The following is a 14,950-nucleotide window of genomic DNA, read 5'->3' on the forward strand; positions in this document are numbered from 1 at the left end:
GCGGGGCGGGGTGGGAACGGGGCGTGGCGGTGTGTCGGGGGGAGGGGGTTGGGGGAGGGCGGGTTAGCGTGATCTCCATGGCGGGGCGATACGGCGAGGACGTGCTGGCGGGGGACTGGCGGCGACGGAAGGTCACCCCCGAGGTGGACGCCGAAGCGGATCTCGTGGTGGAGGACGCCGACTCCGGCTTCTGCGGCGCGGTGGTGGGTTTCGAGGCCGGCGCGGTGGTGTTGGAGGACCGGCACGGTAAACGGCGTAACTTCCCGCTGCTGCCGGCGGCGTTCCTGCTCGACGGCCGCCCGGTGACGCTGCGCCGCCCGACCCGCGCTGTGGTGCCGGCGGCCCGCCGGCGGACCGCGTCCGGTTCGGTGGCGGTGGACAACGTCCGCGCCCAGGTCGCCAAGGCCAGCCGGATCTGGGTCGAGGGCATCCACGACGCCGCGCTGGTCGAGCGCATCTGGGGCGACGACCTGCGCGTCGAGGGTGTGGTCGTGGAGCCGCTGGACGGTATCGACGACCTGGACGCGGCGGTGCGGGACTTCGCCCCCGGTCCGACCCGACGACTGGGCGTGCTCGTCGACCACCTGGTGCCGGGCAGCAAGGAGAGCCGCATCGTGGCCCGGGTGACCTCGCCGTACGTGCTGGTGACCGGGCATCCGTACGTTGACGTGTGGCAGGCGGTGAAGCCGGCGGCGCTGGGCATCGCGGCCTGGCCGGTGGTGCCCCCGGGGCGGCCGTGGAAGGAGGGCGTTTGCGCGGCTCTCGGGGTGGCAGAGCCGGCCGACATGTGGCGGCACATCCTGTCCCGGGTGAACAGCTTCGCCGACGTCGAGACTCCGTTGATCAACGCCATGGAGCGCCTGATCGACTTCGTCACCGAGCCGGCCTGACCGCCTGCTCCGCCGTGACCGCCGACCGGGCGCTCGAGGCCGGGCGCTCAAGGCCGGGCGCTCAAGGTCGGACGGCGGGTCAGGGGGCCTCGTCCGGGCTGCGCGTGAAGACGAATGTGGCGATGTCGATCGCCGTCGCCCGTCCGTCGTCATCGCGCAGCACCGACAGGATCTCGCCGTTCTCCGGACCGGAGCGTCCCCGCCAGCGGTCCGTCCCCTCGGCGGTGAACCGGCTCACCCGCTCGCCGCGTACGTGAGCCACCAGCTCACCCGCATCTGAGCTCAGGTCCAGCGAGGTGCCCATCCACCACCAGCGACCGGTCAGCTCGGCCACGTCGGCAGCGGGCGCGGTGGTGGCGGGCCGCCATGGCTGGCTGAGCGCCGGTTCGGCATCCAGCACGGTGGTCAACAGCCGACGGCCGAGTGTGGTGATCGGGAAGCCGTACGAGTTGGCGAAGCCGATCACGGCGGTACGGCTGGGCCGGTGCACCACGAGGGCGGCCACGTACCCGGGCATCGAGCCGCCGTGCCCGACGTACACGCGCTCGCCGTCGCGGTAGAGCTCCAGCCCCAGGCCGTGCCCGCCGGTCCAGGAGTCGAGGTCGCTGATCACCACGGGGGCGCACATCTCGGTCAGCGTCTCGGCGGCCAGCACCGACGGGTCGGGGTCGGCCAGGAACGCGGCCCAGCGGCCCAGGTCCTCGATCGTCGACCAGAGCTGCCCGGCCGGGGCCATCGCGCCGGTGTCGGTGCGCGGCTCCTCGCGCAACGTGTGGTGCCAGGGGTGGACGACGTAACCGCGGGCGTACGGCTCGGTGGCCGCGTAGGTGGTGCGGCGCAGGCCCAGCGGGGTGAGGATCCGCTGGTCGAGCAGGTCTGCCCAGGGCGTCCCGGTGAGTCGTTCGAGCACCCCGCCGAGCAGCCCGTACGCCAGGTTGGAGTAGTGGTACGTGCTGTGCGGGGAGTAAGCGATCTTGTCGGCGGTGACCCCGGCGAGCAGGGTCGGTAGGTCGACGCCTTCGTTGCGCTCCCACCAGTCGCCCTCGGGTTCGCGCTGGATCCCGCTGGCGTGCCCGAGGAGTTGGCGCAGGGTGAGCGCGCCGAGGCCGGTGCCCGGCAGGTGCTGCTCCAGCCGGTCGTCGAGAGCCAGTCGGCCGGCGTCGCGCAACTGCATGATCAGGGTGGCGGTCATCGTCTTGCTGATCGAGCCCACCCGGTACTGCAGGTCGACGTCCGGGCGGGGGTGCTCGCCGGCGACGGCCAGGTGCGCCAGCGCGCCGTCGCGGACCACGCCCAGCACCAGCGACGGGACGTGGCCGTCGGCCTGCGCCTGGGCGACCCGCGCGTCGATCTGTCGGGCGGTCTCGGGTAGCAGGGTCAACGCATCTCCTCGGGTCGGGCCGCCGCTGGATGGGCCTCGCCGAGCCTACTGATCTTCGCGGGGGAGCCGCGCGAGCATTTGCGTGTCACGATCGTGGTGTGGACGCGGTGGTGTGGATCGTTCTGGGTGTGGTGCTGGCGGTCGCCGAGATCTTCACGACGACCCTGTTTCTGATCATGTTCGGGGCCGGGGCGTTCGCCGCCGCGGGCGCTGCGGCCCTGGGCGCGCCGGTCGCCGTGCAGGCGCTGGTCTTCGCGGTGGTGTCCGCGCTGAGCCTGGTCGTGGTCCGACCGGTGATCAAGCGGCACGGCCGGTCGGCGCTGGAGAGCGGCGAACAGCCGTTCGGCGTGGAGGCCATCGAGGGCTCCACGGCGCTGGTGCTGGAGCGGGTGGACGCCGACCACGGGCTCGTCAAGATCGACGGTGAGTTGTGGACGGCCCGGGCGTACGACACGACGCAGACTTTCGAGCCCGGTCAACGGGTTCGGGTGATAAAGGTCCGGGGCGCGACCGCCCTGGTGTGGCAGGACGACGTTTCTTCCGCCGGCGAGCTGCCGGAAGCGAGAGGGTGAACGGGATGACGATATTCGGGGTGCTGGTGATCGCGGTGGCGCTGATCGCCGTGATAACGCTGGCCAAGGCGGTGCGGATCGTGCCGCAGCAGCGCCATGACGTGGTGGAACGGCTCGGCAAGTACAAGCGCACCCTCAGCCCCGGTCTCAACCTGCTGGTGCCGTTCATCGACGCGGTCCGTACCAAGGTCGACATGCGCGAGCAGGTGGTCAGCTTCCCGCCGCAGCCGGTGATCACCTCGGACAACCTGGTGGTCTCGATCGACACGGTCCTCTACTTCAAGGTGGTCGACCCGGTCCGGGCGACGTACGAGATCTCCAGCTTCCTCCAGGCGATCGAGCAGTTGACGGTGACCACGCTGCGCAACGTGATCGGCTCGCTCGATCTGGAGCGGGCGCTGACCAGCCGCGACGAGATCAACCGGCACCTCTCCGGGGTGCTGGACGAGACGACCGGCCGCTGGGGCATCAAGGTGACCCGGGTCGAGATCAAGGCGATCGAGCCGCCGGCCAGCATCCGCGACTCGATGGAGAAGCAGATGCGCGCCGAGCGGGACCGCCGCGCCGCGATCCTCACCGCCGAGGGGCACAAGCAGTCGCAGATCCTCACCGCCGAGGGCGAGAAGCAGTCCGCGGTGCTGCGGGCCGACGGTGACCGGCAGGCCCGGATCCTGCAGGCCGAGGGCCAGGCGAAGGCGATCCGGACGGTGTTCGACGCGATCCACCAGGCGAACCCGAGCCAGAAGGTCCTCGCCTACCAGTACCTGCAGGCGCTGCCGCAGATCGCACAGGGCAGCGCCAACAAGGTCTGGATCGTGCCGGCCGAGCTGACCAAGGCGCTGGAGGGCATGGGTGGCGCGCTCGGTGGGCTGAGCCAGATGGTGGGTGACGTGCCCGCGCCGGAGGCCGCCGACCACGCGAGCCAGGTCGAGCGCGAGGCCGCGGCGGCGGCGCAGGCTGCTGCCGCCGCCGCCCAGCAGATCCACGACGAGGTACGCGTCGCCGAGGCGCAGGCCACCGGCGGCAACAAGCCGCAGGGCCTGCCCGCGCCGGAGCCGGTCACCCCGGACAGTCTGGTCAACGACCCGACGGACCAGCGCGAGCGCGGCTGACCCGGCACCCGGGCCGCGCGGTGCGGGCCGCCGCGCGGCACCGAGCGCCGGGTAAGCGCGTCCGGCGGCAATGAGCGCCGGGTAAAGCGCGTCCGGCGGCGTCGAGTGCCGGGTAAGCGCGTCCGGCGGCGTCGAGCGCCGGGTAAAGCGCGTCCGGCGGCGTCGAGTGGGTGCGGCTGGCCGGGCGGTGCCGGGCCGGGGTCCGGACGCCGGAGGTAAATGCGAGAAAGGCTCATGGGGCGCTCCGACGCCTGCCACGATCGGTCCTAGGACGGGTGGTGACCAGGCAATCGGGGCGCCCCGGCGCGTCCCGCACCGCTCGTGGACGAGCGAGGTGACGCATGAAGGATCCGGCGAATCGGATGTGGTCCTCGGCCCCCGTACCCGGCGCGCACGATCCGGTCGCGCCACTGGGCTCCCGGCGCAGCGGCGGCGGCTTCGGCGTACTGCCATTCGTCGGCGAGCCCAGCCCGCTCGCGCCCGCCACGAACGCCAGTTGGGCCTGGTCGGTACGCCGGTTCGCGCGGGCCGCGGTGTGGCTGCTGCCCGCGTACGCCATCCTCTACGGCGCGGTGGCGATGGCCAGCGACGGCGGGGTGGGCAACGACCCGTATCCGGCGGACGGCCAGGCGGTGTACCTGATCGGCTGGGTGGCGGCGGTCTGGCTCGGCCTGCTCGCGCTGCTGGCCCTCACCGGCCTGCTGGCCGCGACCCGCAGCCGGCGGGTGGCCGCCGCCGGGCTGCTGGTCAGCATCGCCGGCACGGTGCTGATGCTGCCGTTCGCCGGGTTCGAGGAGCAGACGCCGGTCTTCGGCACCACCGCGCGGTCGCTGGTGCTGCTCGGCGCGACGTTCTACAGCGCGGGGTGGTTCCTCACCGGGTGGGCGGTGGCCCGCTCGGGCACCTTCAGCCTCGGCGACGGGGTCATGCTGATCATCGCCGCGCCGCTGCTCGGCCTCGGCGGCGCCCTGATCGGGTCGCTCCAGACGTTCGGCGCGATCTTCGTGCTGATCGCCGGCATCGGCATCGGCTACCGCAGCGGCCGCCTGATGCCCCGCCAAACCGCCGACGACGCCGCCAACGCCAGCCTCTCCACCCCCCCAACCCCCTAACCCCCCCAACCCGCGCCGGCCCCGCCTCACCCCACCCCACCTCGCCTCGCCTCGGTGATCAAGAGGTTCGCGTCAAGAATCGGCCCTTATCTGACGCAAACCTCTTGATCACCGGGTGGCAGTGGGGGTGGGTGGGGGTGGGGTGGGGTGGGGGAGTTGGGGTGAGGTTGGCTACAGGGGGTGGTCGGTTGGCGTTATTTGTGGCAATCCTGGGTTGCATGGCCGCCCCCCGCTCGCCGCTGTCGCGGCTGTTCACCGTGCTGCTCACCGGCCTGCTGGCCGGGTTGGTCCTGGCCGCCGCGGCGCTGCCGGGCAACCTGCTGGTCGGGTTCACCGCGCGCGCCGCGCTCAGTTCGTACGCCGCGCTGCCCGACGCGCTGCGCACCCCGGCGACGCCGCAGCGCTCCTACCTCTACGCCAACGACGGCAAGACGCTGCTCACCACGTTCTACGACGTGAACCGGACGGACGTCGCGTTGGCGGACGTCGCCCCGGTGATGCGGCAGGCGATCGTGGCGGCCGAGGACCGGCGGTTCTACGACCACGGTGGCGCGGACCTGCGCGGCCTGGCCCGGGCGCTGGTCGCAAACGTCAAGGGCGGTGGCACCGAGCAGGGCGGCTCGACGCTGACCATGCAGTACGTCCGTAACGTCCTCAAGACCGACCCCACCCGCACCGCCGAGGAGCGGGCCGCCGCGACCGACCCCACCGTCGGTCGGAAGATCCAGGAGATTCGGTACGCGGGCGCGCTGGACAAGAGCCTCGGCAAGGACGAGATCCTCGGCCGGTACCTGAACATCGCCTACTTCGGCTCCGGCGCGTACGGGATCGCGGCGGCCAGCCAGCGCTACTTCGGCAAGCCCCCGGCGCAGTTGACCCTCGCCGAGTCGGCCCTGCTCGCCGGTCTGGTGCAGTCCCCGGACGCGTACAGCCCGATCAGCGGCGACAAGGACCAGGCCCTCGCCCGCCGGTCGTACGTGCTGGACTCGATGGTCGCCACCGGAGCGATCACCGCCGCGCAGGCCGCCCAGGCCAAGGTCGAGCCGCTGGCTCTGCACCCCACCGCCCAGCCCAACGGCTGCACCGCCGTCGCCCAGGGCCACGACGACTGGGGCTACTTCTGCGACTACCTGCGCCAGTGGTGGCTGACCCAGCCGGCGTTCGGCGCCACCCCCGCCGAGCGCGAGCAGGCCCTGCGCGCGGGCGGCTACACCGTCGTCACGTCGCTCGACCCGAAGATCCAGGCCACCGCGCAGCAGCAGGCCACCAAGGTCTACGGGTACGACAACAAGCGCGCCCTGCCGATCGCGGCCGTCCAGCCGGGCACGGGGCGGGTGCTCGCCATGGCGGTCAACCGGCACTACAGCCTCGCCGACAACCCGGCCGGGCAGGGCAACTACCCCAACACCGTCAACCCGCTGATCTCCGGTGGGGCCAGCGTCGACGGGTACCAGGCGGGCTCGACGTTCAAGCTGTTCACCATGCTCGCGGCGCTGGAGTCGGGCCGTACCCTCTCCACCGGGTTCGACGCCCCCGCCAAGCTGCCCACCCGGTACCCGGCCGAGGGGCCGGGCAGTTGTGACGGCAAGTGGTGCCCGGCGAACGCCAACCCGGCGTGGATGGACGGGTACCGGATGATGTGGGACGGCTTCGGCCGTTCGGTGAACACGTACTTCGTGTGGCTGGCCGAGCAGGTGGGCCAGGACAAGGTGGTCGAGATGGCGCAGCGGCTCGGCATCACGTTCCGCGCCGACACCGACGCCGCCTTCGCCAAGAACAACGCGGCGAACTGGGGATCGTTCACCCTCGGCGTGGCTGCCACCACCCCCCTCGACCTGGCCAACGCGTACGCCACGGTGGCCGCCGAGGGCACCTACTGCACGCCGGTGCCGGTGGTCTCGGTGACCGACGCGAAGGGCACGAAGGTGCCGGTCGGTGAGCCGTCCTGCAAAAAGGTCCTCGACCCCGACGTGGCGCGCGCCGCGACCGACGCGGCCCGCTGCCCCGTGGGCCAGCAGTCGCCGTACGGGCAGTGCAACGGCGGCACCGCCACCGGTGTGAACGACATTCTCGACGGCCGTCCGGTGGCCGGTAAGACGGGCAGCTCGGAGGAGAACGCCACCGAGACGTTCGTCGGCTTCACCCCGCAGGTGGCCGTCGCGGGCATCGCGGCCAACCCTGACGACCCGGCCGACTCGGTGGGTTCGGCGGTGCAGAGCAAGGTGATCGACGCGGTCGCGCGGGTCATCGCCACCGCCGTGAAGGGCCAGCCGGAGAAGGCGTTCACCGCCCCCAGCAAGGAGTTGGCCGGCGAGCCCCGCCGCCCGGTGGAGCGCCCGGCCGTCCCCGAACGCCAGCAGCCCACCCCGGACCAGGACCCGCTCTCGGCCCTGCAACGCTGGCTCGACCGTCGGGGCTGACCCCGGATCCAGCGGCGGCCTGGCTCACCTCGGGCCGGGCCGCCGTGCTCTTTCCACACGCCCGCTGGCTGGCCTCGGTCACGCCCGAGGTCACCGCCGAGCTTGGCGGTGACCTCGGGCGGCGACGTGACCGGGCGCGGCCTCAGCGGTTGGTAGCGGCTGCCGAGATCGCTGCGCGCACCTGCTGGGCGAAACCGGCGACGGTGAAGTCCGAGGCCAGGCTGTCGACCAGGATGATGTCCGAGATCGCGTTGTTCATCCGAAGCGGCAGGATCGCCTGGTACTCGGGCGAGTTGTACCACTTCTCGGCGTCGGCGCGGCTGGGGAACTCCATCAGGACGACGGAGCCGGGCCAAGCTCCCTCGACCACGTCCACGTCGCCCTGGGCGAGCCACTTGCCGCCGTACGGGTGCACGGTGGCCTCGACCTGCTCCAGGTACGACAGCCCCGCCTCGTTCGGGATGCCGCCAGGGATGCGCAGGTGGTTGATCAGGTAGGTGCTCATGGGGATCTCCAGTCCTCGAATTTTGGATGACGCCCATAATCTAACCGAGGCGCGCAGCTGCGGCAAGTTTTGGATTAGGGTCGTCCTCTATAGTTGGGGGGTCGACTGGTGAGAGGGGGAGCGCGATGGGCAGGACGTCCCGTGCGGAAGCGGCGAGGCACCGCGAGGAAGTGGTGGCCGCCACGTCGAGGCTGCTCCGTGAACGCGGCGCGGCGGGCATGAGCGTGCAGGACCTCATGGGTGCCGCCGGGCTGACCCACGGCGGGTTCTACAAGCACTTCAGCTCGAAGGACGAGTTGTTGGGCATCGCCGCCGCGACGGCCTTCGGCGAACTCCTGGCCCTGCTGGACCAACTCTCCGACGATTTCCCCGACCGGTCGGAAGCGCGGAACGCGCTGCTGCGGCACTACCTGTCACCCGAGCATCGCGACACACCCGGCACGGGATGTGCCAATACCGCGCTGGCCGCCGACGCCGCCCGGTCACCCGCCGACAGCCCGCTCCGGACGTCGTACGCGGAGGGTGTCCAGGAGACCATCAGGCGATTGACTGACATCGAGGATGCGCCCGGCCGAGACGGGCCCGACGCCCGTCGGGTGGCGCTTGTCGATCTCGCGACGATGGTCGGTGCGCTCACGCTGGCCCGTGCGACGGGCCAGACGCCCCTGTCGGCGGAGATCCTCCAAGCCGCGCGGGAAGCCCTGTCCGGCCCGGTCAGCGCTAGCCGCGACGGGGACGGCGACTAGCGACGCCTCGCCCGCACCCCGTCCCACCCACCATCCCCGGCGATCCTGCACTTTCGGTTGCCGATTCGCCGCCCCTATGGCGCTTTGTCCCCACCGAAAGTGCAAGATCGCGGGGGGAGGGCTAGGGGAGGGGGAGGGGGAGGGGGTGGGTCAGCGTTCGCGGCGGCGGGGGCGGTAGCTGGCGATCGTCGCGGGTAGGCCGCGGCGGATGATGCCGGCCCAGTCGGTGTCGCCGCGCAGGACCGCGGCCGCGGTCTTGCGGGCCTGCTCGGCGGTGAAGTGTGGCGGCAGCATCAGCTCGGCCGGGTCGACCAGCGCGTTGATGACCACCGGACGGTCGGCGGCGAGCGCCCGATCCCAGACGCCCGGGATCTGATCGGGCGAGTCGACCAGCTCACCGCGCAACCCGAGCACCTCGGCCCACTGGTGGTAGCCGATGTCCGGGAGCTGTTGGCTGTCCGGGAACATCGGCGTCCCCTCCGAGGAGCGCTGCTCCCAGCTGACGAACGCCAGGTCCCGGTTGTTGAGCACCAGCACCACGAACCGTGGGTCGGCCCAGCCGCGCCAGTACTTCGCCACCGTGATCAGCTCGTTGACGCCGTTCATCTGCATGGCCCCGTCGCCGATCATCGCGATCAGCGGCCGGTCCGGGTGGGCGAACTTCGCGCTCAGCGCGTACGGCATCGCGCCGCCCATGGACAGCAGCGTGCCGGAGAGACTGGCCAGCATCCCGGGCCGGACCTGCACGTGCCGGGCGTACCAGGCGGTCGCCGTGCCGCAGTCCACGGCGAGCATCGCGTCGTCGGGGAGCCGGTCGCTGAGGGTGCTGAACAGCAGTTGCGGGTTGACCGGGTCGGCGCGCTGCCCGGCCAGGTCGCGCTGGGCGCGTCGCCACGCCGAGGTGGCCTCGGCGATCTCCGCCCGCCAGGCGGTCGGCCCGGGGCCGGGGCCCAGCTCGTCCAGCAGCGCCCGCAGGGTGGGGCGGGCGTCGCCGGTCAGGTTCACCTCGGTCGGGTACCGCAGGCCGAGCTGCGTGCCGTCCAGGTCGATCTGCACCGCGCGGGCCTGGCCGGGCGGCGGGTAGAACTCCGAGTACGGCATGTTGCTGCCCACGATCAGCAGCCGGTCGCAGCCGGTCATGAGCTGCCAACTCGGCCGGGTCCCGAGCAGCCCGATCGCGCCGGTCACCCACGGCTCGCGATGGTCGACGACGGTGAAGCCGAGCAGCGCGGTGGCGACCCCGGCGCCGAGCCGGTGGGCGATCTCGCGTACCTCGGCCTCGGCCCCGAGCGCGCCCTGACCGACCAGCATGGCCACCCGTTCGCCGCCGCGCAGCACCTCGGCGGCGCGGCGCAGGTCGGCCGTCGGCGGGACGGTCGGCGTACTGCTCGGCACGTTGCTGGTGTGGTAGTAACCGTGCGCGTGCGGGGGATCCACGACGGCCGGCTCGTCCTGGATGTCGGAGGGGAGCACCAGCGCGGTCACCGTCCGACGGGACAGCGCCGTGCGGCACGCCCGGTCGACGAGGTGGCGGACCTGCGCGGGGTGGTCGAGCTGGGCCAGGAAGGCCGCCGCCACGTCCTTGTAGAGGGCCAGCAGGTCGACCTCCTGGTAGTAGCCGCCGCCCTCGGCGGTGACCGCCGTGTGCCCGAGCAGGGCGACCACGGGTTGGTGGTCGAGCTTGGCGTCGTACAGGCCGTTGAGCAGGTGGATGGCGCCGGGGCCGCTGGTCACCAGCGCGCAGCCGAGTGGGCCGCCGCCGTATTTGACGTGCGCGGACGCGGCGAACCCGGCGGTCTCCTCGTGCCGCACCTGGACGAACTGGGCGCGTTCGTTGGTGCGTTGCAGGGCGGAGGTGATGCCGTTGATGCCGTCTCCCGGATAGCCGAAGTACCGGCGTACGCCCCAGCTGAACAGGCGGGAGACGATGTGGTCCGCGACGGTCGGACGGCGGGGCAGGGTGCCCCCTTCGGCCGCTGCCGTGTGCTCTGCGCTCACCTGGCTGGTCCTTCCCGTGGCGTCCGGTACCCCACCGGTCGTTCCCCTTCTCGACCGGACAAAACACCCCCGCCGGGCGGACGTCGGGACGGCCGCCGGCCGTCCGGCAGAATCGTCGGGTGCCCGTCCACCAGATCACCGACCCTGACGACGACCGGATCGCCGACTACCGCGCGCTCACCGACGTCGAGCTGCGCACCCGCTGGGAGCCTCCGCACGGCCTGTTCATCGCCGAAGGCGAGCTGGTGCTGCGCCGGGCGCTGCGGGCCGGCTATCCGGCCCGGTCGTACCTGGTCGACGCCAAGCGCGTCGACCAGCTCGCCGACCTGGACACCGGCGACGCGCCCGTCTACGCCGCCACCCAGGACGTGCTGCAACGGGCCACCGGCTTCCACGTACACCGGGGGGTGCTGGCGTCGTTCCACCGCCGCTCGCTGCCGACGGCGGCCGAGGTGCTCGCCGGCGCGCGCCGGGTGGTGATCCTCGAGGACGTCAACAACCACACGAACCTGGGCGCGATCTTCCGGGGGGCCGCCGCGTTGGGTATCGACGCGGTGCTGCTGTCGCCGTCCTGCGCCGACCCGCTCTACCGGCGCAGCGTGCGGGTGAGCATGGGGGAGGTCTTCGCGCTGCCGTACGCCAAGCTCGACCGCTGGCCGGCCGGTCTCGACGAGGTACGGGAGGCGGGGTTCACCGTTCTCGCCATGACGCCCGCGCCGGACGCCGTACCCATGCAGCGGTTGACCCCGGCGCAGCGCGAGCGGGCGGCGCTGCTGCTGGGCGCCGAGGGGCCCGGCCTGACGGCGGCGGCGCAGGCGGCCAGCGACGTGCGGGTGGTCCTGCCGATGCGGCGTGGAGTGGACTCGTTGAACGTCGCCGCGGCGGCGGCCGTGGCGTTCTGGGAACTGGGACGCGACGATCCGCTTGCATGATCATGCGTCTTGTTGAATAATCTTCCCCGTGTCTAAGGTTCTCACCTCCCTGCCCATCGGCGAACGTGTCGGCATCGCCTTCTCTGGCGGCCTCGACACCTCGGTCGCGGTCGCGTGGATGCGCGACAAGGGCGCCGTCCCCTGCGCGTACACCGCCGACATCGGCCAGTACGACGAGCCCGACATCGGCTCGGTCCCCGGCCGTGCGCTCAGCTACGGCGCCGAGGTCGCCCGACTCGTCGACTGCCGCGCCGCCCTGGTCGAGGAGGGCCTCGCCGCGCTGACCTGCGGCGCCTTCCACATCCGCTCGGGCGGACGCTCCTACTTCAACACCACCCCGCTGGGTCGGGCGGTGACCGGCACCCTGCTGGTCCGCGCGATGATCGCCGACGACGTCCAGATCTGGGGCGACGGCTCGACCTTCAAGGGCAACGACATCGAGCGGTTCTACCGCTACGGCCTGCTGGCCAACCCGATGCTGCGCATCTACAAGCCGTGGCTCGACACCGACTTCGTCACCGAGCTGGGTGGGCGCAAGGAGATGTCCGAGTGGCTGATCGAGCGCGGCCTGCCGTACCGGGACAGCACCGAGAAGGCGTACTCCACCGACGCCAACATCTGGGGCGCCACGCACGAGGCGAAGACCCTGGAGCACCTCGACACCGGCATCGAGACGGTCAGCCCGATCATGGGCGTCCGGTTCTGGGACCCGTCGGTGGAGATCCCCACCGAGGACGTCACGATCGGCTTCGACCAGGGCCGCCCGGTGACGATCAACGGCAAGGAGTTCGGCAGCGCCGTCGACCTGGTGCTGGAGGCCAACGCCATCGGCGGCCGGCACGGCCTGGGCATGTCCGACCAGATCGAGAACCGGATCATCGAGGCCAAGAGCCGGGGCATCTACGAGGCGCCCGGGATGGCGCTGCTGCACACCGCGTACGAGCGGCTGGTCAACGCCATCCACAACGAGGACACCCTGGCCAACTACCACAGCGAGGGTCGCCGCCTCGGCCGCCTCATGTACGAGGGTCGCTGGCTGGACCCGCAGGCGCTGATGCTGCGCGAGTCGTTGCAGCGCTGGGTCGGCACGGCCGTCACCGGTGAGGTGACCCTGCGGCTGCGCCGGGGCGAGGACTACTCGATCCTCGACACCACCGGCCCCGCGTTCAGCTACCACCCGGACAAGCTGTCGATGGAGCGCACCGAGGACTCGGCGTTCGGCCCGTCGGACCGGATCGGCCAGCTCACCATGCGCAACCTCGACATCGCCGACTCGCGGGCGAAGCTGGAGCAGTACGCCTCCCTCGGCATGGTCGGTGGCGCGGGAAGCGAGCGGATGATCGGGGCCGCACAGGCAGCCTCCACCGGACTGATCGGCGCGATGCCGGAGGGCGGCGCGGAAGCCATCGCCTCCCGAGGCGTCGCCACCGCCGCGGACGAGGCGCTCGACCGCGCCGCCATGGAGTTCGGCGTCGACTGACCGGTACCGGCAGGCCGAGGTCCGGGGTCACGCACGGTAGCGTGTCGGCCGTGTTCCCTACCGTGCGTGAGGTCCTGGCCCTGGACCCGGTCCGCCACGGCGCCCCGCGGGTGGTCGCCGGGGACGCCGGGCTGGACCGGCCAGTCCGCTGGGTGCACGTCGCCGAGGTCCCCGACATCGCCACCCTCCTCGGCGGCGGCGAACTGGTGCTCACCACCGGCATCGGCCTGCCGGCCGACGACGCGGGACTGCGCGCGTTCATCGGCGACCTCGCCGACGTGGGCGTCTCCGGACTCGTCGTCGAACTGGGCCGCCGCTACGTCAGCGGCGTACCCCGGGTGATGACCGCCGCCGCCGAACGGCGCGGCCTACCCCTGGTCGAGCTACGCCGGGCCACCCCGTTCGTGCGGATCACCGAGGCCGTGCACGCGCTGATCGTCGACGCGCAGCTCACCGAGCTGCGGGCCGCCGAGGAGATCCACCAGCGGTTCACCGACCTCTCCGTCGAGGGCGCCGACGCCGCCGAGGTGATCCGGCAGGCCGCCGAGTTGTCCGGCTGCCCGGTCGTGCTGGAGAACCTGTCCCGGCAGGTCCTCGGATACGACCCGGCGGGGGAGAGCGCGGAGCTGCTGCTGGACGGCTGGGAGCAGCACTCCCGGCGCATCCGGCCCGCCGGCCGGACCGCGTACGACCCGGACAGTGGCTGGCTGGTGACCGTCGTCGGCGCGCGGGGCCAGGATTGGGGACGGCTGCTGCTGCGCTGGCCGGCGAGCGGCGACGCGCCCACCGACGCTCCCCCCAATCGGCTGAGCATCCTCGTCGAGCGGGCCGCGTCCACCCTCGCGCTGGGCCGGTTGATCCGCCGCGACGCCGAAGGGCTGGAACGACAGCTGCACCGCACCCTGCTCACCGCCCTGCTCGACCACTCCCGGCCGGTCGACGAGGTGGCGCTGCGCGCCAAGGCGCTCGGTGTGACGCTGGACCGTCGGCACCTCGTCGGCGTGCTGGTCCGCCACCGAACCGACGATTCTGCCGCGGACGGCGGCCCCGAAGCCGGCCAGGCCCGGCTACGCGACCTCTCCGAGGCCGTCGGCCAGGCGCTGCGGGAGGCCAAATTGACGGCACTGACCAGCGCCGTCGACGACAACTCGGTGGGCGCGCTGCTGGCCCTGACCGACCCGGCCGCCGAGGACCGCGCGCTGTCCGCGTTCGCCGAGGCCCTTCGTCGGGTACGCCTCGACGGCGCCACAGGCCGGGCCGTGTCCAACGCCCCCGTCGGGGTCTTCGTGGCCGCCGGGTCCGGGGTGAGCAGCCTGCGCGAGGCCCGGCGGTCGCTGGTGGAGGCGCGGCAGATCGCCGAGGCCGCCCGCCGGGACCGGCGTGACCTGCCCGTCTTCCGGCTGCCGCACGTGGGTCTGGCCGGCCTGCTGCACCTGCTGCGTGACGAGCCCCGACTCCAGACCTTCGTCGAGCGGGAACTCGGCCCGCTCCTGGAGTACGACGCCCAGCACCCCCGGGAGCGGCTCCTCGACACCCTGCGCGCGTACCTGGAGCAGGGGCGCAACAAATCCGCCGGCGCGGCGGCCGCGCACCTGTCCCGACCGGCCTTCTACGAACGCCTCGCCCGGATAGCCCGCATCCTCGACGTGGACCTCGACTCGGTAGAGGCCAGCCTCTCCCTCCACGTGGCCCTCCTAGCCCTAGAAGCAGTCCGCGCCCCCTAACCCAGACCCCCCACCCCACCCCCCCACCCCCCCCCCCCCCCCCCCCCCCCACCACACAGAAAAGAAAACATAGCAGAG

The 14,950-nt window shown here is 72.2% G+C and carries 12 protein-coding genes; 9 read left to right on the top strand and 3 right to left on the bottom strand.

Annotated elements, in window-relative coordinates:
- The first annotated feature begins 77 nt into the window (after positions 1–77).
- Positions 78–890: a DUF3097 domain-containing protein gene (locus AB0J36_RS24600; RefSeq protein ID WP_357397119.1), complete on the top strand. Its 813-nt coding sequence runs from the start codon at positions 78–80 to the stop codon at positions 888–890.
- A gap of 79 nt (positions 891–969) precedes the next feature.
- Here the strand turns inward: AB0J36_RS24600 and AB0J36_RS24605 are convergent, their stop codons facing one another.
- Complete coding sequence (locus AB0J36_RS24605; protein WP_363661156.1) at positions 970–2,271, bottom strand: serine hydrolase domain-containing protein; 1,302 nt, start codon at positions 2,269–2,271, stop codon at positions 970–972.
- A gap of 98 nt (positions 2,272–2,369) precedes the next feature.
- On the opposite strand from AB0J36_RS24605, the gene AB0J36_RS24610 reads away from it, so the two are divergent.
- The 4 genes from AB0J36_RS24610 to AB0J36_RS24625 all read left to right on the top strand — a co-directional run bounded on the left by AB0J36_RS24610 (position 2,370) and on the right by AB0J36_RS24625 (position 7,487).
- Positions 2,370–2,843, top strand: a complete 474-nt coding sequence (locus tag AB0J36_RS24610; RefSeq protein WP_357128123.1) for an NfeD family protein — start codon at positions 2,370–2,372, stop codon at positions 2,841–2,843.
- Positions 2,844–2,848: 5 nt separating this feature from the next.
- Positions 2,849–3,955 carry an SPFH domain-containing protein gene (locus tag AB0J36_RS24615; protein ID WP_357128126.1) on the top strand — a complete coding sequence of 369 codons (1,107 nt, stop codon included), beginning with the start codon at positions 2,849–2,851 and terminating at the stop codon, positions 3,953–3,955.
- Between the two features lie 341 nt (positions 3,956–4,296).
- Positions 4,297–5,067, top strand: a complete 771-nt coding sequence (locus tag AB0J36_RS24620; RefSeq protein WP_357128129.1) for a hypothetical protein — start codon at positions 4,297–4,299, stop codon at positions 5,065–5,067.
- A gap of 218 nt (positions 5,068–5,285) precedes the next feature.
- Positions 5,286–7,487, top strand: a complete 2,202-nt coding sequence (locus tag AB0J36_RS24625) for a transglycosylase domain-containing protein (RefSeq protein ID WP_363661157.1) — start codon at positions 5,286–5,288, stop codon at positions 7,485–7,487.
- A gap of 142 nt (positions 7,488–7,629) precedes the next feature.
- Here AB0J36_RS24625 and AB0J36_RS24630 read toward each other — a convergent pair whose 3' ends face one another.
- Positions 7,630–7,992 carry a DUF1330 domain-containing protein gene (locus tag AB0J36_RS24630; RefSeq protein WP_357128135.1) on the bottom strand — a complete coding sequence of 121 codons (363 nt, stop codon included), beginning with the start codon at positions 7,990–7,992 and terminating at the stop codon, positions 7,630–7,632.
- A gap of 173 nt (positions 7,993–8,165) precedes the next feature.
- Between AB0J36_RS24630 and AB0J36_RS24635 the strand changes: the two genes are divergently transcribed.
- Positions 8,166–8,738 (top strand): TetR/AcrR family transcriptional regulator, encoded by a 573-nt coding sequence (locus tag AB0J36_RS24635; protein ID WP_363661158.1) that lies wholly within the window; start codon positions 8,166–8,168, stop codon positions 8,736–8,738.
- Between the two features lie 150 nt (positions 8,739–8,888).
- Here AB0J36_RS24635 and AB0J36_RS24640 read toward each other — a convergent pair whose 3' ends face one another.
- A complete protein-coding gene (locus AB0J36_RS24640) occupies positions 8,889–10,736 on the bottom strand; it encodes a thiamine pyrophosphate-requiring protein (protein WP_357170917.1) in 1,848 nt (615 codons plus the stop codon).
- A gap of 119 nt (positions 10,737–10,855) precedes the next feature.
- Between AB0J36_RS24640 and AB0J36_RS24645 the strand changes: the two genes are divergently transcribed.
- The 3 genes from AB0J36_RS24645 to AB0J36_RS24655 are packed head-to-tail and all read left to right on the top strand — an operon-like array spanning position 10,856 to position 14,872.
- Positions 10,856–11,668: an RNA methyltransferase gene (locus AB0J36_RS24645; RefSeq protein WP_357128144.1), complete on the top strand. Its 813-nt coding sequence runs from the start codon at positions 10,856–10,858 to the stop codon at positions 11,666–11,668.
- A 28-nt stretch (positions 11,669–11,696) separates the two neighbouring features.
- Entirely contained in the window at positions 11,697–13,148 is a 1,452-nt protein-coding gene (gene argG, locus AB0J36_RS24650) for an argininosuccinate synthase (protein ID WP_357128147.1), read from the top strand.
- Positions 13,149–13,189: 41 nt separating this feature from the next.
- Positions 13,190–14,872: a PucR family transcriptional regulator ligand-binding domain-containing protein gene (locus AB0J36_RS24655; RefSeq protein WP_363661159.1), complete on the top strand. Its 1,683-nt coding sequence runs from the start codon at positions 13,190–13,192 to the stop codon at positions 14,870–14,872.
- Positions 14,873–14,950: the final 78 nt, after the last annotated feature.

The sequence above is a fragment of the Micromonospora sp. NPDC049662 genome (assembly GCF_040675055.1).
GTDB lineage: Bacteria > Actinomycetota > Actinomycetes > Mycobacteriales > Micromonosporaceae > Micromonospora.